The sequence below is a fragment of the Knoellia tibetensis genome, assembly GCF_048606415.1.
In the GTDB taxonomy this organism is placed as follows: domain Bacteria; phylum Actinomycetota; class Actinomycetes; order Actinomycetales; family Dermatophilaceae; genus Knoellia; species Knoellia tibetensis.
This window is the reverse complement of the sequence record NZ_JBMBWF010000004.1, coordinates 155,105-178,702: the sequence shown is the minus strand read 5'-3', so window position 1 is coordinate 178,702 and position 23,598 is coordinate 155,105. Positions and strand designations below refer to the sequence as shown.

The 23,598-nt window shown below is 72.7% G+C and carries 23 protein-coding genes; 10 read left to right on the top strand and 13 right to left on the bottom strand.

What is annotated here, in order from left to right; all coding sequences use genetic code 11:
* Nucleotides 1-71: 71 nt before the first annotated feature.
* Complete coding sequence (locus tag ACOJV7_RS16080) at nt 72-1,157, top strand: polyprenyl synthetase family protein (protein WP_420191231.1); 1,086 nt, start codon at nt 72-74, stop codon at nt 1,155-1,157.
* A gap of 387 nt (nt 1,158-1,544) precedes the next feature.
* On the opposite strand, the gene ACOJV7_RS16075 is transcribed toward ACOJV7_RS16080, so the two are convergent.
* Nucleotides 1,545-1,916 carry an Rv2175c family DNA-binding protein gene (locus ACOJV7_RS16075; protein WP_420191230.1) on the bottom strand — a complete coding sequence of 124 codons (372 nt, stop codon included), beginning with the start codon at nt 1,914-1,916 and terminating at the stop codon, nt 1,545-1,547.
* Nucleotides 1,917-2,038: 122 nt separating this feature from the next.
* Here ACOJV7_RS16075 and ACOJV7_RS16070 point away from each other — a divergent pair, with 122 nt between their 5' ends.
* The 3 genes from ACOJV7_RS16070 (at nt 2,039) to ACOJV7_RS16060 (ending at nt 6,097) form a co-directional block, all read left to right on the top strand.
* Complete coding sequence (locus ACOJV7_RS16070) at nt 2,039-3,154, top strand: LysM peptidoglycan-binding domain-containing protein (protein ID WP_420191229.1); 1,116 nt, start codon at nt 2,039-2,041, stop codon at nt 3,152-3,154.
* Between the two features lie 62 nt (nt 3,155-3,216).
* Entirely contained in the window at nt 3,217-5,160 is a 1,944-nt protein-coding gene (pknB, locus tag ACOJV7_RS16065) for a Stk1 family PASTA domain-containing Ser/Thr kinase (protein ID WP_420191228.1), read from the top strand.
* Between the two features lies 1 nt (nt 5,161).
* Nucleotides 5,162-6,097 (top strand): DMT family transporter, encoded by a 936-nt coding sequence (locus ACOJV7_RS16060; RefSeq protein ID WP_420191227.1) that lies wholly within the window; start codon nt 5,162-5,164, stop codon nt 6,095-6,097.
* A 13-nt stretch (nt 6,098-6,110) separates the two neighbouring features.
* Here ACOJV7_RS16060 and ACOJV7_RS16055 read toward each other — a convergent pair whose 3' ends face one another.
* The 5 genes from ACOJV7_RS16055 to ACOJV7_RS16035 all read right to left on the bottom strand — a co-directional run bounded on the left by ACOJV7_RS16055 (nt 6,111) and on the right by ACOJV7_RS16035 (nt 11,514).
* Entirely contained in the window at nt 6,111-7,190 is a 1,080-nt protein-coding gene (locus tag ACOJV7_RS16055) for a threonine aldolase family protein (protein WP_420191226.1), read from the bottom strand.
* Nucleotides 7,187-8,542, bottom strand: coding sequence for a class II 3-deoxy-7-phosphoheptulonate synthase (locus tag ACOJV7_RS16050; RefSeq protein ID WP_420191225.1), 1,356 nt, complete (start codon nt 8,540-8,542; stop codon nt 7,187-7,189). Before ACOJV7_RS16050 ends, ACOJV7_RS16055 begins: the two co-directional genes overlap by 4 nt.
* A gap of 209 nt (nt 8,543-8,751) precedes the next feature.
* Nucleotides 8,752-9,516, bottom strand: coding sequence for a response regulator (locus ACOJV7_RS16045; protein ID WP_420191224.1), 765 nt, complete (start codon nt 9,514-9,516; stop codon nt 8,752-8,754).
* Entirely contained in the window at nt 9,513-10,766 is a 1,254-nt protein-coding gene (gene macS / locus ACOJV7_RS16040) for a MacS family sensor histidine kinase (RefSeq protein WP_420191223.1), read from the bottom strand. The genes ACOJV7_RS16045 and macS overlap by 4 nt, the downstream gene beginning before the upstream one ends.
* Nucleotides 10,702-11,514, bottom strand: coding sequence for a lysophospholipid acyltransferase family protein (locus tag ACOJV7_RS16035; protein ID WP_420191222.1), 813 nt, complete (start codon nt 11,512-11,514; stop codon nt 10,702-10,704). The genes macS and ACOJV7_RS16035 overlap by 65 nt, the downstream gene beginning before the upstream one ends.
* A 162-nt stretch (nt 11,515-11,676) precedes the next feature.
* Here ACOJV7_RS16035 and ACOJV7_RS16030 point away from each other — a divergent pair, with 162 nt between their 5' ends.
* Nucleotides 11,677-12,267: a hypothetical protein gene (locus ACOJV7_RS16030; RefSeq protein ID WP_420191221.1), complete on the top strand. Its 591-nt coding sequence runs from the start codon at nt 11,677-11,679 to the stop codon at nt 12,265-12,267.
* 41 nt (nt 12,268-12,308) lie between these two features.
* Here ACOJV7_RS16030 and ACOJV7_RS16025 read toward each other — a convergent pair whose 3' ends face one another.
* Genes ACOJV7_RS16025 through ACOJV7_RS16005 form a run of 5 tightly spaced genes read right to left on the bottom strand, consistent with a single transcriptional unit; the run spans nt 12,309 to nt 16,181 of the window.
* On the bottom strand, nt 12,309-13,148 hold the full coding sequence (locus ACOJV7_RS16025) for an endonuclease/exonuclease/phosphatase family protein (RefSeq protein ID WP_420191220.1): 840 nt from the start codon (nt 13,146-13,148) through the stop codon (nt 12,309-12,311).
* Between the two features lie 22 nt (nt 13,149-13,170).
* Nucleotides 13,171-14,133, bottom strand: coding sequence for an ROK family glucokinase (locus ACOJV7_RS16020; RefSeq protein WP_420191219.1), 963 nt, complete (start codon nt 14,131-14,133; stop codon nt 13,171-13,173).
* A complete protein-coding gene (locus tag ACOJV7_RS16015; RefSeq protein WP_420191218.1) occupies nt 14,130-14,516 on the bottom strand; it encodes a hypothetical protein in 387 nt (128 codons plus the stop codon). The genes ACOJV7_RS16020 and ACOJV7_RS16015 overlap by 4 nt, the downstream gene beginning before the upstream one ends.
* Nucleotides 14,506-15,726 (bottom strand): ArsA family ATPase, encoded by a 1,221-nt coding sequence (locus ACOJV7_RS16010; RefSeq protein WP_420191217.1) that lies wholly within the window; start codon nt 15,724-15,726, stop codon nt 14,506-14,508. The genes ACOJV7_RS16015 and ACOJV7_RS16010 overlap by 11 nt, the downstream gene beginning before the upstream one ends.
* Nucleotides 15,727-15,728: 2 nt before the next feature.
* Nucleotides 15,729-16,181: an SRPBCC family protein gene (locus ACOJV7_RS16005; RefSeq protein WP_420191216.1), complete on the bottom strand. Its 453-nt coding sequence runs from the start codon at nt 16,179-16,181 to the stop codon at nt 15,729-15,731.
* A 124-nt stretch (nt 16,182-16,305) separates the two neighbouring features.
* On the opposite strand from ACOJV7_RS16005, the gene ACOJV7_RS16000 reads away from it, so the two are divergent.
* The gene (locus tag ACOJV7_RS16000) at nt 16,306-18,096 is read left to right on the top strand and encodes an AMP-dependent synthetase/ligase (protein WP_420191215.1); all 1,791 of its coding nucleotides are present in this window, start codon (nt 16,306-16,308) and stop codon (nt 18,094-18,096) included.
* The gene (locus tag ACOJV7_RS15995; RefSeq protein ID WP_420191214.1) at nt 18,077-19,486 is read left to right on the top strand and encodes a hypothetical protein; all 1,410 of its coding nucleotides are present in this window, start codon (nt 18,077-18,079) and stop codon (nt 19,484-19,486) included. The genes ACOJV7_RS16000 and ACOJV7_RS15995 overlap by 20 nt, the downstream gene beginning before the upstream one ends.
* On the opposite strand, the gene ACOJV7_RS15990 is transcribed toward ACOJV7_RS15995, so the two are convergent.
* Nucleotides 19,461-20,471, bottom strand: coding sequence for a hypothetical protein (locus ACOJV7_RS15990; RefSeq protein ID WP_420191213.1), 1,011 nt, complete (start codon nt 20,469-20,471; stop codon nt 19,461-19,463). The two genes, ACOJV7_RS15995 and ACOJV7_RS15990, sit on opposite strands and share 26 nt — an antisense overlap.
* A gap of 24 nt (nt 20,472-20,495) precedes the next feature.
* The gene (locus ACOJV7_RS15985; RefSeq protein ID WP_420191212.1) at nt 20,496-20,753 is read right to left on the bottom strand and encodes a hypothetical protein; all 258 of its coding nucleotides are present in this window, start codon (nt 20,751-20,753) and stop codon (nt 20,496-20,498) included.
* A gap of 174 nt (nt 20,754-20,927) precedes the next feature.
* Here ACOJV7_RS15985 and ACOJV7_RS15980 point away from each other — a divergent pair, with 174 nt between their 5' ends.
* The 3 genes from ACOJV7_RS15980 to ACOJV7_RS15970 all read left to right on the top strand — a co-directional run bounded on the left by ACOJV7_RS15980 (nt 20,928) and on the right by ACOJV7_RS15970 (nt 23,504).
* Nucleotides 20,928-22,643 carry a DEDD exonuclease domain-containing protein gene (locus ACOJV7_RS15980; RefSeq protein ID WP_420191211.1) on the top strand — a complete coding sequence of 572 codons (1,716 nt, stop codon included), beginning with the start codon at nt 20,928-20,930 and terminating at the stop codon, nt 22,641-22,643.
* 71 nt (nt 22,644-22,714) lie between these two features.
* The gene (locus ACOJV7_RS15975) at nt 22,715-23,206 is read left to right on the top strand and encodes a cupin domain-containing protein (protein ID WP_420191210.1); all 492 of its coding nucleotides are present in this window, start codon (nt 22,715-22,717) and stop codon (nt 23,204-23,206) included.
* 19 nt (nt 23,207-23,225) lie between these two features.
* On the top strand, nt 23,226-23,504 hold the full coding sequence (locus ACOJV7_RS15970; RefSeq protein ID WP_035947622.1) for an Lrp/AsnC family transcriptional regulator: 279 nt from the start codon (nt 23,226-23,228) through the stop codon (nt 23,502-23,504).
* Nucleotides 23,505-23,598 lie beyond the last annotated feature (94 nt).

The window sequence follows — 23,598 nt, the reverse complement described above, 5'->3', positions numbered from 1 at the left end:
CGGGTGAGAGTAGTCGAGCGGGCAGGCCGTAGGCTCGTGGCTCACCCATCGTGAGACCCGAGGAGCAGTCCGTGACCAGCCCGTTGGACGAGATGGACCTGCGCGCCCGCGTGCAGACCTGCATCGACCGGGAGCTGCGCACGCAGGAGTCCGTCCTCGCCGAGCTCGGCCCCGACGTCACCGACCTCCTCGACCGCATCGGCTCGCTCCTCGCAGGGGGCAAGCGGCTGCGCGCCGCCTTCCTCTACTGGGGCCACCGCGCGGCCGGCCGCCCGGACTCCGACGCCCTCGTGCGGCTCGCCACGGCCATGGAGTTCTTCCAGGCCGCCGCGCTCATCCACGACGACGTCATGGACGACTCCGACACCCGCCGCGGTATGCCGGCCGCCCACCGCGCGCTCGCAGCCGTCCACTCCCAGCGTGGCTGGGGCGGCGACGACGCCCGCTTCGGGATCGCCGGCGCCATCCTCGCCGGCAACCTCTGCCTCACGTGGACCGACGAGCTCGTCGCCACGAGCGGTCTGCCCGTGGAGGACCTCGCCCGTGGGCGCGAGGTGTTCGACCGGATGCGCACCCAGCTCATGGCCGGGCAGTTCCTCGACGTCGTCGACTCGGTCCGACCGTGGGACGACCTGCCGTCGGCCGAGCGGGTGGAGCGCGCCCAGCGCGTCATCCGCTACAAGAGCGCCAAGTACACCGTCGAGCACCCGCTCCTCATCGGCGCCACCGCCGGCGGCCTCCCCGAGCCCGACCTCGCGCACCTCTCGTCCTACGGCCTCGCCCTCGGCCACGCCTTCCAGCTGCGCGACGACCTCCTCGGCGTCTTCGGCGACCCCGAGTCGACCGGCAAGCCCGCCGGCGACGACCTGCGCGAGGGCAAGCGCACCGTCCTCATCGCGCACACCCTCAGCGGTGCCGACGACGCCGGTCGCACCCTGCTCCGACGCCACCTCGGAGCTCCCGACCTCGACCCCGCCACCGTCGACGACCTGCGCGGCGTCATCACCGCCTCCGGAGCCGTCGACGTCGTCGAGCGCGAGATCGCCGAGCTCGCCGACAGCGCCCGCGCCTCCCTCGCCGCCGCCACCCACATCACCCCCGAGGCCGCGAAGGTGCTCGACGACCTCGTCGAGATCAGCACCGCCCGCACCGCCTGACCCCCACGCCCGGCGCCCCGGTCGACGCCCCACCTCCCGCTCTGGCCACCCCTCTCCTCACCCGCCGCCGTGCGTGCCATCTCAGGCAGCCGAGGACGCAAGAGCCCCGCACCCTTCGGCGTCCCCTCACCCACAGCGCCCGCGTATGCCGTGCAGTCACCTTGCGAGTGACAGCTCCCCACCACATCCCCGAAGCAGCGAGCCGCAGCGCCCGACGAGCCAAAGGTGAGAGCGCGGCACAAGGAGCGCGGTGGTCTGGGTTCGCCGCTGGCTGGGTCTGGCGGGAGCCGTGAGTGCGCGCAGCGCGCGAGCGTCGGATGGACTGCGGCGAACCCGGACCTCCGCGCGACGACGAAAAGCCGAGCGAACGGCATACGAAAAGGAGGGCTAGAAGGCGAGCTCCATGGCCCGCCGCCGGACCTCCGTCTTGAACCCGCCGCGCAGCGAGTCGATGGGCGCGCCCTCGACGGGCAGGCTCGCGTCCGGCGTGAAGAGCCAGCGCAGGATCTCCTCCTCGTCCATGCCGCCGTCGGCGAGGACGGTGAACGTCCCCTTGAGCGAGTGGAGGACGCCTTCGTCGTCGAAGAACTTCTCGGGGACGGCGACGACCTTGCGCTCGCCGACACGCGCGGCGAGCACCTCGCCGTCGTCGATGAGCCGGCGCACGTCGGCCAGTCTGACGCCGAGACGCTCGGCGATGTCGGGCACGGTCAGCCACTCGCCGACGAGGGTCTCGAGCGGGGTCTCCTGGTCACTCACGGAGTCAGCGTGCCACAAGTCTCGCGCCGACTAGTCACAACGGCTACTCTTGCATCGCCTGTCACAGGAGCCACACAGACAACACGGCGTCCAGCGCGTCGTCTCGGAAAGGACGGCCCTCCATGGTCCTCGCCCTCCCCCCGGCGACCGTGCCCCCGACCGCGGTGCTCCCGACGCACGCCGTCACGCACCCCTCGCCCACGCCCGACGCGTGGACGACCTACACGGTGCGCAGCGGCGACACCCTCATCGGTCTCGCGGCGACGTTCCGCACGAGCCCGCGCACCCTCGCGGTGAAGAACGGCATCACCGACGCCAAGCGGCTCTGGGCGGGCGACACCATCCAGGTGCCCGCCGGGGCGTCCGCGACCGGCAAGTCGGCGCCGCGCGGCACCGGGCGCACGCTCACGACGCACACCGTCCGTGAGGGCGAGACGCTCTACGGCATCGCCGCCCGCTACGGCACGACCGTCCCGGCGATCGCCAAGGCCAGCGGCATCTCCCCCAAGGCGTTCATCCTCCCGGGCCAGCAGCTGCGACTCTCGACGGCCTCGGGCGGCGCGTCGGGTGCGCCGGCGAAGGCGAGCGGGACGGCATACACGGTCCGCTCGGGCGACACGCTCCTCGGGATCGGCGCGAGGTACGGCCGCTCGGTCTCGGCCCTCGTCAAGGCCAACGGGCTGCGCGGCACCGTGATCTACCCGGGCCAGAGGCTCGTCATCCCCGGCTCCGCCGCCCGCAAGACGACACCGTCGGGGCTGCCCAACACCTTCGCCGGCCGGACCTATCCCGACCGGATCGTCGAGAACGCCGCCCGCAACCGCGCGATCCTCGCCGGGCGCTCCGTGCCCAGCCGCGCCGAGACCAAGAAGCTCATCGTCAAGACGGCGCGACGTCACGGAGTGGACCCGCGCCTCGCGCTCGCGATCTCGATGCAGGAGTCGGGCTGGAACCAGCGTCAGGTGTCGGTCGCCAACGCCGTCGGCATCATGCAGGTCATCCCGTCCGGCGGTGAGTGGGCCTCGTCGCTCATCGGACGCAAGCTCGACCTGCTCGACCCGCAGGACAACGTCACCGCCGGCGTCGTCATGCTCCGCGCCCTCACCCGCATGGCCTCGTCCGAGGACCAGGCCGTGGCCGGCTACTACCAGGGGCTCGCCTCGGTGCGCTCGCGCGGCATGTTCGCCGACACCAAGACCTACGTCGCCAACATCAGGGCACTCAAGGGCCGTATGTGACACCGGCGGGGTCGAGCACCGGGGTCCACGGGCTGCCGCCGGGCAGTCCGTACACTCGTCGGGTGTCCACCGCCCCCACCGACGACCTCGTCGGAGAGATCCTCGACGGCCGGTACAGGGTCCTCGAGCGTCTCGCCGACGGCGGCATGGCGTCGGTCTACCTCGCCGTGGACACCCGGCTCGACCGCGAGGTCGCGCTCAAGGTCATGCGCCCGCACCTCGCGCAGGACGAGGCGTTCCGGTCGCGGTTCCACCGTGAGGCACGCTCCGCCGCCCGACTGTCGCACCCCGGGGTCGTCGCCGTCTTCGACCAGGGCGAGGACGACGGACGGATGTTCCTCGCGATGGAGTACGTCCCCGGGCAGACCCTGCGAGAGGTCATCCAGACCGAGGGCGCTCTGACGCCGCGGGCCGCGCTCGACATCATGCTGCCCGTCCTCGAGGCCCTCGCTGCCGCGCACCGCGCCGGCATCATCCACCGCGACGTCAAGCCCGAGAACGTCATCCTGCGCGAGGACGGCGCGGTCAAGGTCGCCGACTTCGGGCTGGCCCGCGCGGTGACGTCGCACACGGTGACGTCGTCCTCGGGGCTGCTCCTCGGCACCGTCTCCTACCTCTCCCCGGAGCAGGTCGAGCGCGGGATCGCCGACGCCCGCAGCGACGTCTACGCCGCCGGGCTCGTCCTCTTCGAGATGCTCACGGGGTCCAAGGCCTTCGACGGTGACACCGCGATCAACGTCGCCTACCAGCACGTCCACACCGGCGCGCCCCGCCTGAGCAGCCGCGTCCCGGACGTGCCCGAGGTCCTCGACGAGCTCGTCGCCGCCGCGACGTCGCGCGACCCCGACGGGCGTCCCGCCGACGCCGCCGAGTTCGCCGGCCTCGTCCGGACTGCGCGCCGTGAGCTCTCGTCGGTCGAGCTCGACGACCGTCCGACCGCTGCCGAGGCCGGCGTGGTGGCCGCCACGGTCACGCGCACGACCGCGCTCCCCGTCGACCGGCAGGCGCGTGACCGCCACGATGCCGTTGCCGCGCCGTCGCTGCGCGACCAGGTCCGCGGGGCGCCGCCGGCGACGGCCGGGGTGGCCGTGCGCCGCTCCCCCGTCACCCGCGCCCAGCGCCGCGCCGTCTGGCCCTGGATCCTCGTCGTCGTCTCGGCCGCGATCGCCTCGGCGACCGCGTGGTTCTTCATCGCCGGCCCCGGAGCACCGACCATCGTCCCGGCCGTCGTCGGCAAGCCCGTCGCTGCGGCCGAGTCCGCCCTGCGCGTCGCGCACCTCGACCCGGCCCGGCGCGAGGGCTTCAGCGAGACCGTCGCCAAGGGTGTCGTCATCTCGAGCACTCCCAAGGCCACCGAGGAGGTGCGCCGCGGCACGACCGTCACCCTCGTCGTCTCCAAGGGGCCAGAGCGCTACGCCGTGCCGACGCTGGCCGGGGCGAGCGTGGCCGAGGCCACCGAGCGGATCACCGGCGCGAACCTCGTCCTCGGCGAGGTCACCGAGAAGTTCGACGAGAAGGTCCCCGAGGGCCAGGTCATCGCCTCCGACCCCAAGGCGGGCACGTCGCTCAAGCGCGGCACCACGATCGCCCTCACCGTGAGCAAGGGCCGCCAGCCGATCACCGTCGAGAACTTCACGGGCAAGCCGCTCGCTGCCGCCAAGGCCGCGCTCGGCAAGGACGGGCTCGTCGTCGCGGTCTCCGGCGAGGAGAACAGCGACACCGTCCCGGCCGGCTCGATTCTCCGCCAGGAACCGGCCGGCGGCACCCTCTTCAAGGGCGACAAGGTCGCCGTCGTCACCTCGAAGGGACCCGTCCTCGTCACGATCCCCGGTGGGCTCATCGGCAAGCAGTTCACCGAGGTCAAGGGCACCCTGGAGGGTCTCGGCTTCACGGTGCGCGAGCGCCAGGCCATCCCGGGCATCAACTTCGGCACGGTCCAGGGTCTCAACCCCCCGGAGGGGTCGCAGCAGCCCAAGGGCTCCGAGATCGTCGTGACGACGGTCTGACGTGACCGCACCTCCCCCGGCCGTCCACGACGGGCGGTCCCGCCTCGCCGTCCTGCTCCTGCTCGCGGTGACCGCCGTCTGGGGCTCGACGTTCTTCCTCATCCGCGACCTCGTGGAGCACGTCCCATCGGCGGACTTCCTCGCCGTGCGCTTCGGGATCGCGGCGGTGCTCATGTTCGGGCTCTTCTCCCGGCAGACGCGGGCGTTGACCCGGCGTGAGCTCACGCTCGGTGCCGGTCTCGGCGTGCTGTATGCCGTGGCGCAGCTCCTCCAGACCGTGGGGCTCGAGAGCACGGCGGCGTCGGTGTCGGGGTTCCTCACCGGGACCTACATCGTCCTCACACCGGTCCTCGGGGCGCTGCTTCTGCGCGACCACGTGCCGCGCGCCGCGTGGGTCGCGGCCCTCATCGCCACCGCCGGCATCGGCGTCCTGTCACTGCAGGGTCTCGCGATGGGGTTCGGCGAGGCGCTCACGCTCGGGTCGGCCGCGGTCTACGCGCTGCACATCCTCGCCCTCGGCCGCTGGTCGACCGCCTCGACGGCCCTCGGCCTCTCGACGGTCCAGGCCGCGGTCATCGCGCTCGTCTGCCTCGTCGCAGCGGTCCCGGACGGAATCACGCTGCCCGGTGACGGTGGGCAGTGGGTCTCGCTGCTCTACATGGCCGTCGTCGCGGGGGCGGGGGCGCTACTGGCCCAGACGTGGGCGCAGGCGCACCTCACCGCGACCCGGGCGGCGGTGGTCATGGCGATGGAGCCGGTCTTCGCCGCCGTCTTCGCGGTCCTCTTCGGGGGCGAGGCCGTGACGTGGCGACTGCTCGTCGGCGGCGGGCTCGTCCTGTCGGCGATGTACCTGGTCGAGCTGCGCGCAGGAGCGCACGACGAGGGCGCGTCCGCGCTCGAGGACCCGCCGGCGGAGATCCTCCACCACGACGTCTGAGTGCCGGACGCCCTCAGGACAGCAGGTCGGTGAAGGCCTCGCACGCGGCGTCCGTGCCCGCGTCGTCGACGTCGAGGTGCCAGACGAGGCGCACCCCTGTCGGACCGGCTGCATACGTCCGTATGCCGCGTTCTCCCGCCGCGTCGACCAGCTCGGCGGGTGCCCAGCCGGTCTGCGACAGGTCGAGCATGACGATGTTGGTCTCGACCCGGTCGGGCGTCACGACGTGCGGCGCGACCTCGCCGACGGCCGTGGCGAACCGGGCGGCCCGTGCGTGGTCGTCGGCGAGCCGCTCGACGTGGTTCTCGAGGGCGTGCAGCCCTGCGGCCGCGAGGATGCCGACCTGGCGCATGCCACCGCCGAAGCGCTTGCGCCAGACCCGCGCCCGCGCCATGAGCTCGGCGGAGCCGACGAGCACCGAACCGACGGGAGCGCCGAGCCCCTTGGAGAGGCAGACGCTCACGGTGTCGAACTCGCGGCCGTAGTCGGCGAGCGGGATGCCGGTCGCGACGTGCGCGTTCCAGAGGCGTGCCCCGTCGAGGTGCATGGCGACGCCGGCCTCGCGGCTGGCTGCCCGCACCTCGCGGATCGCGTCGAGCGGCTGGACCGTGCCGCCGCCGAAGTTGTGGGTGTTCTCGACGACGATGAGCGCGGTGCCGACCTGGTAGGGACCCGCGCCGGTGCTCATGAGGCCGAGCGGAGCCGACGGCTCGAGCCGTCCGCGGTCGGCCGCCCACGAACGCGACGAGATGCCCGACAACACCGCGGCAGCGCCGAGCTCGGCCCGCAGGACGTGTGCGAGCGAGTCGGCGATGACCTCCTCACCCGCCTCGACGTGCATCCGCATGCCGAGCTGGTTGGCCATCGACCCGGTCGGGGTGAAGAGCGCGGCCTCGTGCCCGAGGAGCTCGGCGACCCGCGACTCGAGCGCGGCGACCGTCGGGTCCTCGCCGAAGACGTCGTCGCCCACGGGGGCCTCCGCCATGGCGGTGCGCATCGCCTGCGTGGGCTGGGTCAGCGTGTCCGAGAGCAGGTCCGCGACCCAGCGACGCGGCATACCGGGTGCCTCTGCGGCGGCCAAGGCGGTGCTCACGGCTCGCGGCTGAGCATCTCGGCCACGAGGAACGCGAGCTCGAGACTCTGCTGGTGGTTGAGCCGCGGGTCGCACACCGTCTCGTAGCGCTTGTTGAGGTCGGCGTCGAGAATCTTCTCGGAGCCGCCGAGGCACTCGGTGACGTCGTTGCCGGTGAGCTCGACGTGGAGGCCACCGGGGACGGTCCCGAGCGCCTGGTGGACCTCGAAGAATCCGCGCACCTCCTCGACGACGTCCTCGAAGTCGCGCGTCTTGTAGCCGGACGCCGACTCGAAGGTGTTGCCGTGCATCGGGTCGCAGATCCAGGTGACGGCCGCGCCGCTGGCGGTGACCTTCTCGACCACCGGTGCGAGCGACTCGCGGACGCGGCCGGCCCCCATGCGGGTGATGAAGGTGAGGCGGCCGGGCGTGCGGTCGGGGTCGACGAGGTCGATGATCCGCAGCAGGTCGTCGACCTGGGCCTGCGCAGAGACCTTGACGCCGATGGGGTTGTGGATCCGGCTGACGAAGTCGAGGTGGGCGCCGCCGAGGTCGCGGGTCCGCTCGCCGATCCAGATGAAGTGGCCGGAGGTGTCGTAGAGGTCGCCGGTGCGCGAGTCGACACGGGTCAGCGGACGCTCGTAGTCGAGGATGAGCGCCTCATGGGCGGCGAAGAACTCGGTCGTGCGCATCGCCTCGAAGTCGGCGCCACACGCGGCCATGAACTTCATCGCCTTGTCGATGTCGCGAGCGAGCTTCTCGTAGCGCTGGTTCGCGGCGTTGGCGACGAACCCGCGGTTCCAGTCGTGGACGTGGCGCAGGTCGGCGAAGCCACCGGTCGTGAACGCCCGCACGAGGTTGAGCGTCGCGCTGCTCGCGTGGTAGGCGCGCACGAGCCGCTGCGGGTCCGGGTGGCGGGCCTCCGGCGTGAACTCGAAGTCGTTGACCATGTCACCGCGGTAGGCCGGCAGCGTGACGCCCTCGCGGGTCTCGCTGTTGCTCGAGCGCGGCTTGGCGAACTGCCCCGCCATGCGCCCGACCTTGACGACTGGGACCGACGCGCCGTAGGTGAGGACGGCGGCCATCTGCAGGATCGTCTTGATCCGGTTCTTGATGTTGTCCGCGGTCGCCCCGGCGAAGGTCTCGGCGCAGTCGCCGCCCTGGAGGACGAACGCGTCGCCTCGACCGGCCGCCGCCATGCGGTCGCGCAGCACGTCGCACTCACCGGCGAAGACGAGCGGCGGATAGGTCGCGAGCTCGGTGACGGCCGTCGCGAGGGCTGATGCGTCCGGCCACACCGGCTGCTGGGCAGCGGGGAGGTCGGGCGTCGCCTCGAGGAGGGTGCTGAGGTCAGGGCCGGTGGTCGTGCTCACGCGACAAGGATAGGCGCGTCTCGTCAGGTGGCCTGCGGCGCCCGTATGCCGGTCAGCCCGGGCGTGCGCGTGACTCGCCTTCTGCGTGCGTCCGCAGAGGTGACGCCCTGGCAACCACCGTTGCGGACGCAACGGTGTGCCGGCTGGTTGCGTCCGCAGCGATGACGCCCTGGCAACCAGGTTTGCGGACGCAGGAGGACAGCCGCGGGTCAGGCGTCCTCGAGGCCGCGGGCCAGGGCGAAGCGGACGAGCTCGACCCGGTTGTGCAGGTGGAGCTTGCCGAGGGTGTTCTGGACGTGGTTCTGGACGGTGCGGTGCGACAGGACGAGCTCAGCGGCGATCTCCTTGTAGGACATGCCGGTGGCGACGAGACGCAGCACCTCGGTCTCGCGGTCCGTGAGCTCGGGAATGGGCCGGTTGCTCGGCGCCGGTGCGGCCTCCTCCTCGGGGCCGCCTGCCGCCATCCGCCGGAACTCCCCGAGGACGAGCCCGGCGAGCCCGGGGGTGAACACGGCCTCGCCACGCGCGGTCGCCGCGACGGCGTCGACGATCTCCCGGCCCGAGGCCGACTTCACGAGGTAGCCGGTCGCGCCCGCCTTGATCGCCGCCAACACGTCGAGCTGCTCGCCGCTGGCCGAGAGGATGAGCACCCGCGTCTCGAGGTCGCCGAGGGCGCGGCAGACCTCGTCGCCGCGCAGCCCGGGCAGGTTGAGGTCGAGGACGAGGACGTCGGGACGCGTGGCCCGGGCCCGACGCACGGTCGAGGGTCCGTCGGCGGCGGTCGCGACGACCTCGAGCCCGGCCTGGGCGAGGTCGCGCTCGAGGGCGCCGAGCCACAGCGGGTGGTCGTCGGCGACGAGCACCGTCGTCCGTCGGGCGGCGGAGCCGCCCACGGCGGTGTCGCCACCCACGGCGGTGTCGCCACCCACGGCGGTGTCGCCGCCCACGGCAGCGGTGGCGGGCTGGTCGCTCATGCAGGCTCCTTGCGAGGCACGGTGATGATGACCCGGCAGCCGGCGCCGGGGCGGGTGATGACGTCGGTGGTGCCGCCGAGGTCGCGCACGCGGCCGACGATCGACTGGCTCACGCCGAGGCGACCGCGGTCGGACGCCGAGAGCAGGCGGGCCGGCTCGGCGCCGACCCCGTTGTCGCGCACGGTGACGGTGACAGTGTCACCGTGGTCCTCGAGGAGGAGCCACGCCCGCGCGTCCTCCCCTGCGTGCCGGCTGACGTTGTCGAGGGCGGCGGAGACGGCGGCGTCGAGCTCCTCCGCACGGTCCTGCTCGAGCGGCACGGGGTCACCGGGCAACGAGACGCTCACCCGCTCCCCCTCGTGCGCGCCGAGGAGGAGGCGCAGGTCGCGCCGGATCTCCCCCTCGACCGTGGCGGCGAGCCGCGGGCCGACGACGTCCTGGGCGACCAGGCGTCTCAGCGCCCGTTCCTGGTCGGCGGCGAGCGCTCCGAGCTCGGCCCCCTGGCCGCCCATCTCGGCACCGCGCCGGTGGATGAAGGCGAGCGTCTGGAGCACGCCGTCGTGGACGACCCGGGCGAGCCGCTCGCGCTCGCGCAGGCGCTCGCGCTCGGCCACGACCTGCTCGTAGCGGTGGAGCCCGGCGCGGCCGAGGTCGACCGCGAGCCCGATGAGGCCACCGAGGAGGAGCAGCAGGAAGATGTTGTGCCACGTCCCGCCGTTGGGCGTACGGATCTCGACGAGGTCGGCGACCGCGATGATGCCCGCGACGACGAGACCTCCCCTGCGGCCGTGGAGAACCGCTGCCCCGACCACCGGCCCGGCCGCCCAGAAGGTCGGCAGGGTCAGGGTTCCGCCGACGACGTCCTCGGGTCGGTCGGCGAGCAGCGTGGCGAAGATGCCGCCGACGGCGAGCGCCACCTCGACGGCGAGCAGCCAGGTCGTGCGCCGGCGGAAGACGAGCAGCAGCAGGCTGAAGCCCATGAGGACCGCGACGACGCTGAACGCGACCCAGGGACGAAGCATGGTCTCGTGACGGTTCCAGACGAGGATGCCGGCATACAGGGCCGCTGTGGGGCGGAAGACGTCGAGGCCGCGCGAGAACGCCTCGACGATGACCGGCTCGGAACGCCCGGTGCGCACCGAGGTGCGCGTCACCCCGAAGAGCGCCCCCCGACGCGGTCCCGGGTCAGCCGGCACGCTGCTCGTCGCCACCCCGTGTCCCGTCGCTGTCGTCGACGGCGTCGAGCTCACGCTCGAGCTCGTCGACGGCACGGCCCGGCTTCTCGGCCTCGGCCTGCTCGCGCTGGAGCATCCGCTTGGCGCGCGTGATCCGGTCCTTCATCGACCCGGCATACATGTCGACGTACTCCTGGCCCGAGAGCTCCATGAGGGCGTACATCACCTCGTCGGTGATCGAGCGCAGGACGAAGCGGTCGTCCTCCATGCCCTTGTAGCGGGAGAAGTCGAGCGGCTTGCCGATGCGCACGCCGACCCGCATGACCTTGGGGATGACCTTGCCCGTCGGCTGCGCCTTGTCGGTGTCGATCATCGCGACGGGGATGACCGGGACACCGGCCTCGAGCGCCATCCGGGCGACGCCGGTCTTGCCCTTGTAGAGGCGGCCGTCCGGCGAGCGGGTGCCCTCGGGATAGAGGCCGAGCAGCTCGCCGCGGCGCAGGATGCGCAGTCCGGAGTTGAGTGCCGCCTCGCTCGCCTTGCCGCCGGCGCGGTCGACCGGCACCTGTCCGACGCCCTTGAAGAACGCGGCCGTGAGGCGGCCCTTGAGACCGACGCCGGTGAAGTAGTCGGCCTTGGCGAGGAAGGTCATCCGACGCGGCACGACGAGCGGGAGGAAGATCGAGTCGGAGAAGGAGAGGTGGTTGCTCGCGAAGATCGCGCCGCCGGTCTCGGGGATGTTCTCCTCGCCCTCGACCCATGGCCGGAACAGGATCCGCAGGATCGGTCCCAGGAACACGGTCTTGAGCACCCAGTAGAACACCAATGTCCCTTCCGTCGATTCGGGACGACTCTAGTGCACGGGTAGCCGCCCGCCGGCGGACTAAAGCACACCCGGGATGCGTTGCCGACGGCGTTCCCGGTCACGGTCGACAGCGTGACGTGGCACGATTCTCCTGACCGCCCGAGACACCGTGAGGCAGCCATGAACGACCGTGACATCGACGCGGAGTTCGACGCGATCGTCGCCCGATGGGACGAGGCGACGGACGCTCCGCCGGAGTCGCCGTCGCCGGCTGCGCCGACCCCACCGGTCGCCCCTCCCGTCGCGCCCCCGAAGCCGCGCACGGTCCAGGACATCACGAGCGCGTATGCCGCCCTCTCCCGTCGCGAGCCCGACCCACCTTCGCCCGAGGCCGAGCCCACCCCGACTGCAGGAAGCCCCGGGGACGGCGAGGCCGGGACGGGCAGGGACGCGTCCCACGAGGTCACGTCCGGGGAGCGCGAGGAGCCCGAGGCCTGGCGTGCCGGACCGAGCATCGACGACGAGGACGACCACTTCGAGCCGCCGGCCGTGCAGCTGCCGCCGGGCGAGGACATCGGCTACTGGGGTGCCGTGCTCGGACTCGTCGGCGGGCCACTGCTCCTGCTGTGGGTCGTCGTCTCCGAGCCGTTCTACGGCGGGTGGTGGACGCTCGGCGCGATCCTGCTCCTCTTCGGTGGGTTCGGGCTGCTCGTTATGCGTCAGCCCAAGGACCGCGACCCGTTCGACGACGACAACGGCGCCCGCGTCTGACCGCTCGACCGCAGCACGCTGAGGTGACGCGCCCCCGGCGCCTACGGTGCCGGCGGTCCTGCGTCGGGCGGTGAGGCCGACACCGCCGGCGTCGGGGCGGACGCGGCGCCGTCCGACGCCTCGGCCTCCGCCTCCTGCACCATCTCCTCGGTGACGGACTCGCTCGCCCGCGCGGAGGCCTCCTCCGCCCGCTCCTGTGCCAGGGTCGGCTCACCCAGCCGGATGTCGACCCACGTCGGCCGGTGGTCGCTGCCGGCGACGAGGTCGGCCTCGGGGATGTCGAGCGCAACGTGCGGCTCGGCCTGCAGGCCCGGCGAGGCGAAGATGACGTCGAGCACCCGACGCGGACGGGTGGCCGGGAAGGTCGGGGTCAGGGGCGAGACCGGCCGCATGACGCCGGCGAACGCCTGCCACGCCTGACCCGACTCCCCCTCGTTGAGGTCGCCGGCGAGAACGACCTCTCCCCCGGCGTTGACGGCGCGCAGGATGACCTGCGCGTGCTCGGCCCGCTCGCGCGCGTCGAGGCTGAGGTGGACGCTCGCGACGGCGATCGGCTCACGCCCCGGCGCCGCCACCCGAGCGAGCGCGAAGCCACGGGTGCGCTGGAGGAAGGCCACCCGGAGCCGCTGGTGACGCGACTCGACGACGTCGACCCGCAGCGAGGTGAAGATCGTCGTGCCGCCGCTGCCCCGGTGCCGCCCGGACCAGTACATCCCGCAGTCGCGGGCGAAGTTGGCGACCCGCTGGGTCGAGAAGAGCCGGCGCGGCACCTCCTGCAGGCAGAGCACGTCCGGGTCGATGGCCCGCACGACGCGCGCCGCGGCATACGGGTCCTCGAGGAAGTCGCGGGTGTTGTAGCTCGCGATCCGGATCGTCGTCACGCGACAGCGCCCTCCGGCACGGTCATGGCGAGGCCTCGTTGCGGGCGAGGTCGGCGGCACCGATGAGCCCGGCCTCGTTGCCGAGGCGCGCAGCGACGACCTGGGCCTCGGGACGGTAGCCACGACCGGTGAGGCGCCGGCGGAAGTTCTCGCGCGCGGGCCCGAGGAGCAGCTCACCGGCGGCGGAGACACCACCACCGATGACGAAGGTGCCCGGGTCGAACGCCGCCGCGAGGTTGGCGATGCCGATGCCGAGCCAGTGCCCGATCTCCGCGAGCAGCTCGGTCGCCGTCGCGTCGCCCTCGCGCGCCGCCTCGGTGACGATCGGCCCGGTGAGCTCGTCGGCCCGGCCGTCGACGCGCGCGGCGAGGTCAGTGGCGACGGGCGAGTTGGCGAGGATCATCGCCCGGGCCTCGCGCACGAGAGCGTTGCCGGAGGCGTACTGCTCCCAGCAGCCTCGGTTGCCACACTCGCAGCGCTGTCCCTCGGGGACGACCTGCATGTGCCCGAACTCGCCGGCGATGCCGTAGCGGCCGCGGATGAGCTGGCCGTGCATGAGGATCGCGCCGCCGATGCCGGTGCCGAGGTTGACCATGACGACGTCGGACTCGCCCTGCGCCGCACCGAAGCGCCACTCGGCCCAGCAGGCCGCGTTGGCGTCATTCTCGACGAGGATCGGAGCGTCGATCCGCTTGCTCAGGGCGTCGCGGAGCGGCTCGTGCCGCCACGACAGATGCGGCGCGAAGACGACCGTGGCGCGGTCCGCCGCGACGAAGCCCGCCGCGCCGATGCCGACCGCGATGACGTCGGGACGCTGTGCACGCAGCTCCTCGACGACGTCGACGATCGTGTCCTCGACGACGCGTGGCCGCTTGCTCCGGTGCGGGGTGTCCCGGCGGGTGCGGACGAGGACCTGACCGTCCTCGTCGACGACTCCCCCGGCGACCTTGGTCCCGCCGATGTCGATCCCGATGGCCAGGCTCACGGGGTGTCCTCCTCGTCGACGACGGCGATGGGTTCGGTGCGCGGCGTGCGCTGTGCGGGCTCCGGTCGCGACGCCGTGCCGGCGTCCGATCCTTCCGTATGCCGTGCCGCCAGCTCGCCGAGCAGCGTCGCCGCCGTCGTGGCGAGGTCCGCGAGCCGGGTGAGCGTCTCGGGGCTCACGGCGCGCAGGGCGGTGACCGACCGGCATACGGGGCACCACGTGCAGGACTCCGCGTCACCCATCCCGACGTGGACGTGCTCGTCAGCGGGGTGGTCGGACGCGTCCGACGATGTGGCGGCAGGGCGGCCGAGGGCCTCGAGCAGGCGGGTCGCCTCCTCGGCGACCGAGCCCACCGCAGCGTCGAGTCGCGGGTCAGCGTCCACGCGGCCACACCTCCTCATCACGGACGAAGCGCACCCGGAGCTCTCCGGAGCGCACCCCAGCATTCTTGACGATGCAGCGCCGCAGCACCGAGGGCAACGCGATGACCCTGCGCACACCGCCCACGTCGACGACGAGGTCGTCGGCCCGACGGGCGAGGTCGACGTCGCCCGAGCGCGCCAGGGGAAGGGGCAGGACGAGGACGAACTCCTCGCCGTCGGCGTCGACCCGGAGCCCCCCGACGCTCACCGGGGCGTCGAGGGGTGCGAGCTCACCGTCGATCGCGGACGTCTGGGCCGCGAGGTCGGCGAGGGCCTCGGGGCCGGTGGGCTCACCGGCGAGGTAGGGGGCCACGAGCACGGGCGTGCCGTGGAAGGACGTCGTGATCGTCTCGATCCCGGCAGCCTGCGCGGCGTTCCACGCGGCGCGCCACGGGTCGTCGTCGACCGGGATGACGCGGTTGACGACGACGGCGTCGACGGCATACCCGTGCAGGGAGAGCGAGGTGAGGATGCGGCGTGCCTCGGCGATCACGACGTTCTCGGGGGTGAGGACGATGCGGACGCTCGCGCGCTCGGAGGTGAGCAGGGCGCGGACGTCCGCCATGTGCTCGCGCCACGTCGTGATGACGTCGAGGACGTCCCCGTCGGGCATCGGGAGGCCGGCGGCCCTGGCGGCGGCGGGGCGCATCGCCGTGAGCAGCCGGCGCTGGGCGGGGAGCAGCCGGTCGAGGTGCCAGCCGAGGACCTCGGGCAGCGCGAGCAGGCGCAGCGTCTCTGCCGTGGGGGCGCAGTCGACGACGACGACGTCCCAGTCCCCGCTCGCCGCGTGGTGGCCCAGGGTGAGCAGGGCGCTGATCTCGTCGGCGCCGGGCAGCGCCGTGAGCTCCTCGGCGACGACCGGCTCCACACCGATCGAGTCGAGCACGGTGAGGAGGTAGTCGCGCATCGTCGCCCAGTCGGCGGCGACGCTCGTGCGGGCGCCGACCGCCTGGGCGTGAAGGCGCTCCTCGACGGGCAGCGTCTGCTCCCAGCTCGCGGACGTGCGCAGGTCGACGTCGAGGGCGTCACCGAGGCTGTGCGCGACGTCGGTCGACATGACGAGGGTGCGCCGGCCGGCCCGGGCCGACTCGACTGCCATCGCCGCGGCCGTCGTCGTCTTGCCGACGCCGCCCTTGCCGGTGACGAGGACGACGCGGGGAGGGGCGCCCACGCTCAGGCGAGCGACTCGACGCGCTTCTTGAGCTCCTTGAGCGCGGTGTCGATGATGAGCTTCTCGGCCTTGCGCTTGAGCATCCCGATCATCGGGATCTTGACGTCGACGGCGAGGGAGTAGTCGACCTGCGTGCCGTCGCCGTCGGGGGTGAGGGTGTAGGACCCGTCGAGGGCCTTGAGCACGCCTGCGCGGACGAGCTTCCACGTGACGATGCCGGAGCCGTCCTCGGCGATGCCGTCCCAGTCGTACTCGAGGACGTAGGTGTCCTTGACCGCGCCCGCGTCGAGGGAGAACTCGACCTGGTCGGCCCAGCCGTCGCCGTCCTCGGTGAGGATGTCCACGCGCTTCACCTGCTCGGCCCAGTCGGGGTAGGCCTCGAAGTCGGCGATGACGTCGAGCACGGCGCCCGGCTCGGCGGCGATGGTGATCGAGGACGACGTGCTTTCTGTCATGGGCGCAGGCTACCCAACGGGGGCTACCCCTAGGATCGGTGCACGGCGGAACCTGGCGTCCGTCGTACGACCCGCTGGTGACCAGGCCCGACGACGCCGTCGACGGCCGGCGAAGGAGAGCACGTTGCACGAGAAGTCCACTCCCGCACTCGCCCCGGCGACGACCGAGGGCAGTCTCGCCGACCTTCCGGCACGCAACCGGGCCGACAGCCCGGCCAAGGCGATGTTCGCGGCGCGCTCCGGGTCGGGCTGGACCGACGTCTCGGCCAAGGACTTCGCCGACCAGGTCGAGGCGCTCGCGAAGGGCTTCCTCGCCGCAGGAGTGACCCCGGGCAGCGCCGTCGGCATCATGAGCCGCACCCGCTACGAGTGGACCCTCACCGACTTCGCCCTCTGGACCGCCGGCGCGATCCCGGTCCCGATCTACGAGACCTCCTCCCCCGACCAGGTCGAGTGGATCCTCAAGGACTCCGGTGCCGTGGGCGTCGTCCTCGAGTCCGAGAAGCACCAGAGCGCCCTCGTCGGCGTCTCGGGCAACCTGCCGTCGCTCGCGCACAGCTGGGTCATCGACAACGGCGATCTCGACACCCTCGCCTCGTCCGGTGCGTCGACCGGCGACGCCGCCCTCGCGGCCGCCCGTGAGGGCATCGACCGCAGCTCTACCGCGACGATCATCTACACCTCCGGCACCACCGGTCGCCCCAAGGGCGTCGAGCTCACCCACGGCAACTTCCTCGACCTCACCGAGAACACGGTCGAGAAGCTCAAGGAGGTCGTGAGCAGCGAGGGCGCCGCCACCCTGCTCTTCCTCCCCCTCGCGCACGTCTTCGCCCGCTTCATCGAGGTTCTCTGCGTCGCCTCGGGCGCCAAGCTCGCCCACTCGGCCGACATCAAGACCCTCCTCGACGACTTCGCGAGCTACCAGCCGACCTTCATCCTCGCGGTGCCACGCGTCTTCGAGAAGGTCTACAACTCGGCCGAGGCCAAGGCCGTCGCCGGCGGCAAGGGCAACATCTTCGCGAAGGCGGCCGACACCGCCATTGCCTGGTCCGAGGCGCAGGAGGCCGGCTCGGTCGGCTTCGGGCTGCGCGCCAAGCACGCCGTCTTCGACAAGCTCGTCTACGGCAAGCTCCGCGACGCCATGGGCGGCAAGGTCCAGTACGCCGTCTCCGGCGGCGCGCCGCTCGGCACGCGGCTGGGCCACTTCTTCCGCGGCATCGGCGTGACGATCCTCGAGGGCTACGGCCTCACCGAGACGACCGCACCGATCACGGTCAACCTGCCCGAGCGCCTCAAGGTCGGCACCGTCGGCCCGCCGCTGCCGGGCACGACCGTCCGCATCGCCGAGGACGGCGAGATCCTCGTCAAGGGCGTCAACGTCTTCGCGTCCTACCGCAACAACCCGGACGCCTCGGCGGAAGCCATTCGGGACGGCTGGTTCCACACCGGTGACATCGGCGAGCTCGACGAGGACGGCTACCTGCGGATCACGGGCCGCAAGAAGGAGATCCTCGTGACGGCCGGCGGCAAGAACGTCGCCCCCGCCGTCCTCGAGGACCGCCTGCGCGCTCACCCGCTCGTCTCGCAGTGCATCGTCGTCGGCGACCAGAAGCCGTTCATCGCCGCGCTCCTCACCCTCGACGAGGAGATGCTGCCGATGTGGGCCGCCAACCACGGCCTCGAGGGCATCACCGCCGACAAGGCACGGACCGACGAGACCGTCCTCGCCGAGCTCCAGAAGGCCGTCGACGAGGCCAACACCGCGGTCTCGAAGGCCGAGTCGATCCGCAAGTTCGCGGTGCTCGAGGCCGACTTCACCGAGGAGTCGGGCCACCTGACGCCGTCGCTCAAGCTCAAGCGCAACGTCGTCATGCGCGAGTTCGCGGACGAGGTCGATGCGCTCTACGGCGGCTGACCCCACTCCTTCCACGACCCGTCCCTCGGGTCCTCCCCCGGCGTATGCCGGCTACGCCCTCGCCGGGCTGTGGCTCGCCTGCCTCGGCGTGCTCCAGTGGAGCGTCGTGCGCTTCCGCGTCCCCATCGTCCTCACCCTCACGCTGGGCGCGGTCGGGCTCGGTGTGTGGCTGTGGCGGCGGAACGAGGTCCGCCGCGTGCCGTCGTGGCTCGCTCCCGTCGTCCTGCTCTCCTCGGTGGCGATCACGTGGGCGGTGCCGCTCTTCAGCTACCTGCGCGGCGCGTGGCTGACGTCGGCGCTGACCACCCTCTCAGTCGTCGGCATCGGCGCCGCGGCGCTGCTCGCGAGGCCGAGCGCGGTCCGGGCGCGGACGGCATACGGGCTGGCAGTGCTCGGCCACGTCGTCACCGCCGCGATCGCCACGGTCGGTGACCCGGCGCCGAAGATCGACGTCTGGGCCACGCTGCAGCAGGCGAGCGACGCGCTCGCACGCGGGGAGAACTTCTACGACATGACGTGGACCGACTCCCCCGGCGTCCAGGACGCATTCACCTACCTGCCGTGGACGACGGTGTTGCTCGCGCCGGGTCGCTGGCTCGGCGGGGACGTGCGGTGGGCGCTGGCGTTCTGGTCGGTCGTCCTCTTCGCAGGCATCTGGGCGCTGGCCCGGCCGGTCGCGGGTGACGCGCCGAGCAGTGCCCGGGCGACGGCACTGCGCGCCGCCGTGCCGGTGGCGGCCCTCGTCGTCGCGCCCGGGACGCTCACCCAGGTCGACCAGGCGTGGACCGAGCCGCTGCTCGCCGCCGGGCTCGTCTGGTGGGCCGTGCTCGTGCGGCGCGGTCACGCGTGGTGGGCGGTCGTGCCGCTCGCCCTGGCCTGCGCGAGCAAGCAGCACCTCGCCCTGCTCCTGCCGCTGCTCCTGCTCTGGCCGGCGTTCGGGCCGAGACGCGCGGTGGCGACCGGTGCGCTCACCGGCGTCCTCATCGCGCCGTGGTTCCTCGCCTCGCCGTCGGACTTCGTGCACGACACCGTCACCCTGCTCGTCGGCTTCCACCCGATCCGCTTCGCGAACACGTGGTACCTCTACTTCCTCAACGAGCACGGGGTGACCCTGCCGTTCTGGGTGACCGGGCTCGTCGTGCTCGGGGCGCTCGCCGTTGCCGCGTGGGCGATCGCCCGCCGACGGCCGGAGGTCGACGAGCTGCTGCGGTGGTTCGCCTTCGTCCTGCTCGCGGCGAACCTCGTCAACAAGCAGGCGTTCTACAACCAGTTCTGGCTCAGCGCCGCGCTCGTCGCGATCTCGCTCGCGGTGCCGGCCCGGGCCGCAGCACCGATCTCCTCCGAGCCGGTCGGGACCGAGCCGCTCACTTCGGGGCGGCCAGCCGGTTGAGGTCGCTCAACCACGCCCTGCTGAACTCGGCCCGGGTCGTGCCGAGGACGTCGACGAACGCACGGTCCATCGCCGCGTCCGCCTGCGCCGGTGAGCCCTCGACCGCCGACGCCTCGTAGAACCGGCGCAGCGTGGCCTCGCCGTGCCGCCGCGCGATGAGGTCGACGGCGAGCCACGACGCGAGGTAGCCCGGCGCGATCTCGCCCCGGCTCGGGTCGAGGTCGCCCTGGGTGGGCAGCCGCGTCGGGCCGGCGCCCTGGGCGACCTTCTCGAGCAGCGGGGCGGCGAGCTCGGTGACGCGGCGGTCGGACGCGGAGTAGCCGACGTGGTCGGCGTAGCCCTCGACGAGCCACAGCGGTGCCGCGCCGGCGAGCGAGGCGCGGACGGCGACGTGGGTGCTCTCGTGGGTGAGGACGAACTGGCGCCCTTCCGGCGTGAGCCGTGCGAAGGCGTCGGGGTTGAGCACGATGCGGTCGCCGGTGGCGCGCCCGTCGGGCCCGATGGGGCCGTCGGTGATCGCGGCGACCTGGCTGAGGTCATCGGCGCGCCCGACCTGCTCGCGGAACTGGGTGGCGTCCTTCGGCGCGACGACCGAGACCCGTCGCGGCCAGGTGCGCGTCCAGCGCTTCGAGACCTCCGCCACCGCGCGGTCCGCCATCGCCGCGTATGCCGTGAGCGTCGCCTCGTCGACGGTGCCGGTGACGCTGCTGGCGCGGCCGCGGACGGTGCGCGCGTCGGGGAGGGGCGACGAGGGCTCGCCCCCTGCGGGGGGCGACGCGGTCAGCGTCGGCAGCCCGCCGGGCGCCGCGGTGGGTGTCTCCGGGCCCGTCGGCCTCGCCGCGGTGGGCGTGGCTGCGGGTGCCGGGGCCGACCGGTCGCAGGCGACCACGAGCGGGAGGGCGAGGGCGGTGACCACGGCGACGGCGGCGCGTCGCGCGCGCGAGGCGCCGCACGGCATACCGGTCGTCAGCGAGGGCGGGGACACGCGCCCCATCGTGTCAGGCGCGGCTCAGCCGACGGCACGCCCGATGCTCAGCGGGGCGCGCTGGGCCCGGACGGTCGCCGCGGACTCGGCCGTGATGAGGCCGGCGCGCACGCACGCCGTCACCGCAGCCCGCTCGTCGGCGTCGAGGGGCAGGTCGTCCCCCAGCCTCAGGGCGTCGGGGTCGAGCAGGGCGGTGACCATGCAGTCACCGCAGTGGAGGCCGCGCACCGGGCATCGCGAGCAGACGATCGTCAGGCTGTCGTGGGTCAGGTCGTGGGTCATGTCTCACCTCTTTCTCGGGTCACGACCACGCTAGGGGGACCCACTGACAGCCCTCGCCGACGCGGAGTCGCCGGGCGCTCGGCATGGCACGTCGCGGAACCGCGGACGTGCACGGGGCCGCCGCGCCGGGGTGCCTCCGCCCGGCTGTCGGACCCCGCGCCTAGCCTCCCTCGCATGCGGATGGTCCAGGGCACACTCGACGACCTGGGCACCCCCCTGTCCGACGTGACGTTCGTCGTCGTCGACCTCGAGACCACCGGTGGCAGCCCGAGCGAGTGCGGCATCACCGAGATCGGCGCCGTCAAGGTCCGCGGTGGCGAGGTGCTCGGTGAGTTCCAGACCTTCGTCAACCCCGGTGAGCCGATCCCCGCCTTCATCTCGGTCCTCACTGGCATCACCGACGCGATGGTGCGCGACGCCCCCCGCGTGGAGCTGGCGCTCGTCGCGTTCCTCGAGTTCGCCGCAGGCTCCGTCCTCGTCGCCCACAACGCGGGCTTCGACATCTCCTTCCTCAAGGCGGCGTGCGCGCGGGCCGACCGCGACTGGCCGCGCTTTCCCGTCGTCGACACGGTGCACCTCGCCCGCCAGCTCGTGAGCCGCGACGAGGTGCCCAACCACCGGCTCGCCTCGCTCGCCCGGCTCTTCGGGGCGACGACGACGCCCGACCACCGGGCCCTGCACGACGCGCGCGCCACCGTCGACGTCCTCCACGGGCTCATCGCCCGCGTCGGCTCCCTCGGTGTGCACTCGCTCGAGGAGCTCAAGGCCTACTCCGCCAAGGTCCCGGCCGCCACCCGTCGCAAGCGCCACCTCGCCGACGGACTTCCCGAGGCGCCCGGGGTCTACCTCTTCAAGGACGGCTTCGGCAAGGTCCTCTACGTCGGCACGTCGGTCTCCATCCGCACCCGCGTCCGCAGCTACTTCACCGCCTCCGAGCAGCGCCGCCGGATGGCCGAGATGGTCCGCATCGCGGAGTCGGTGACGCCGATCGTGTGCGCGACGGCCCTCGAGGCAGAGGTCCGCGAGCTCCGCCTCATCGCCGAGCACAAGCCGCGCTACAACCGCCGCTCCCGCCACCCGGAGCGCAGCTGGTGGGTCAAGCTCACCGTCGAGCCGTTCCCCCGGCTGTCGATCGTGCGCGACGTCGCGGACGACGGCACCCGCTACATCGGCCCGTTCGCCTCGCGCGGCTCGGCCGACGACGCGGTCGCGGGTGTCCACGAGCTCGTGCCGCTGCGCCAGTGCCTCGAGCGGCTCTCCGCCACGAAGCCGCGCTCGGCGTGCGCCCTCGCCGACATGGGCCGCTGCGGGGCCCCCTGCACCGGCGCCCAGAGCGTCGAGGACTACGCCGCCGTCGTCGCCGAGGCGGTCGAGCTGCTCGCCGGGGACGCGTCCCGGGCGGTGACGACCTGGCGCGAGCGGATGGACCGGCTCGCCGAGCAGGAGCGCTTCGAGGACGCCGGCGTCGTCCGCGACCGGATGATCAGCCTCGTGCGCGGCGCCTCGCGCGCTCAGCGCCTCGACCCCCTGGCTCGCACCGCCGAGCTCGTCGCCGCGCGCCGCAGCGAGACCGGCGGCTGGGAGGTCATGTGCATCCGTCACGGCCGGCTCGCCGGCAGCACCGTCGCACCCCGCGGCGCCGACCCGATGCCCTACGTCGCCGCGCTCCGCGCCAGCGCCGAGGTCGTGCCCGCCCCCCTACCGCCCTCGACGGCCGCGACACCCGAGGAGAGCGAGCGCATCCTGCGCTGGCTCGACGCCCCCGGAGTGCGCATCGTCGACATCGACGGCGAGTGGACCTGCCCCGTCGGCGGCGCCACCGGCGTCCGCCACGTGCTCGAGCCGGTCGAGACCTCGCGACGCCTCGCGCCGGGCTTCCGGTCGGCCTAGGGTCGGTCGGGTCGCGGGTGGCGCAACGGCGCGCCTCCGTCGCACATCCCGAGCCCGAGGAGTGGTGCCCCGTGTCCTATCCCCCGCGTCTCTACACCGGATCGTCCGGTGAGCGCTCTGCCTGGGTCACCCCCGGCGACCGCGAGCCGGACCTCGTCTACCCCAACGGCAACCGCGTCCACTACGTCGCGCGCGGCGAGGCCACGGGCGGGCTGTTCGGGCTCTACCGCTGGGAGTTCGCCGGGCCGCCGAGCGGTCCGGGCGCGCACTTTCACCGCACGATGTCCGAGTCGTTCTACGTCCTCGACGGGACGGTGACGATCTATGACGGCAACGCGTGGGTCAAGGCCCGATCCGGCGACTTCCTCCACGTCCCGCCCGGAGGACTGCACGGCTTCCGCAACGAGGACGGTCCGGCGACGATGCTCCTGCACTTCGCCCCCGGCGCCCCCCGGGAGCCCTACTTCGAAGGGCTCGCGCGACCGGGCGGCGTCGCCGCGATGACGGACGACGAGCGCGACGCCTTCATGGCCCAGCACGACAACGTCTGGGTCGAGGAGTGAGCCGACTACGCTGCGAGGCGTGATCACTGCCATCGTCCTCATCACCGCCGACGTCGACCGCATCCCCGAGGTGGCCCAGGAGGTCGCCGAGCTCGACGGCGTGAGCGAGGTCTACTCGGTCGCGGGCGACGCCGACCTCATCGCCATGGTGCGGGTCCGCCAGCACGACGAGCTCGCCAGCGTCATCGCCGACCGCCTCAACAAGGTCCAGGGCGTCACCGGCACGGCGACGCACATCGCCTTCCAGACCTACTCCAAGCACGACCTCGAGGCCGCCTTCAGCCTCGGCCTCGAGTAGCCCACCCACCCCCGACCCCACCTCAACTTTTGCTCCCCATGGGCAGAGGTTGAGGGTCCGGAGAGTTCATTTCCCTCCGGACCCTCAAGGTTCC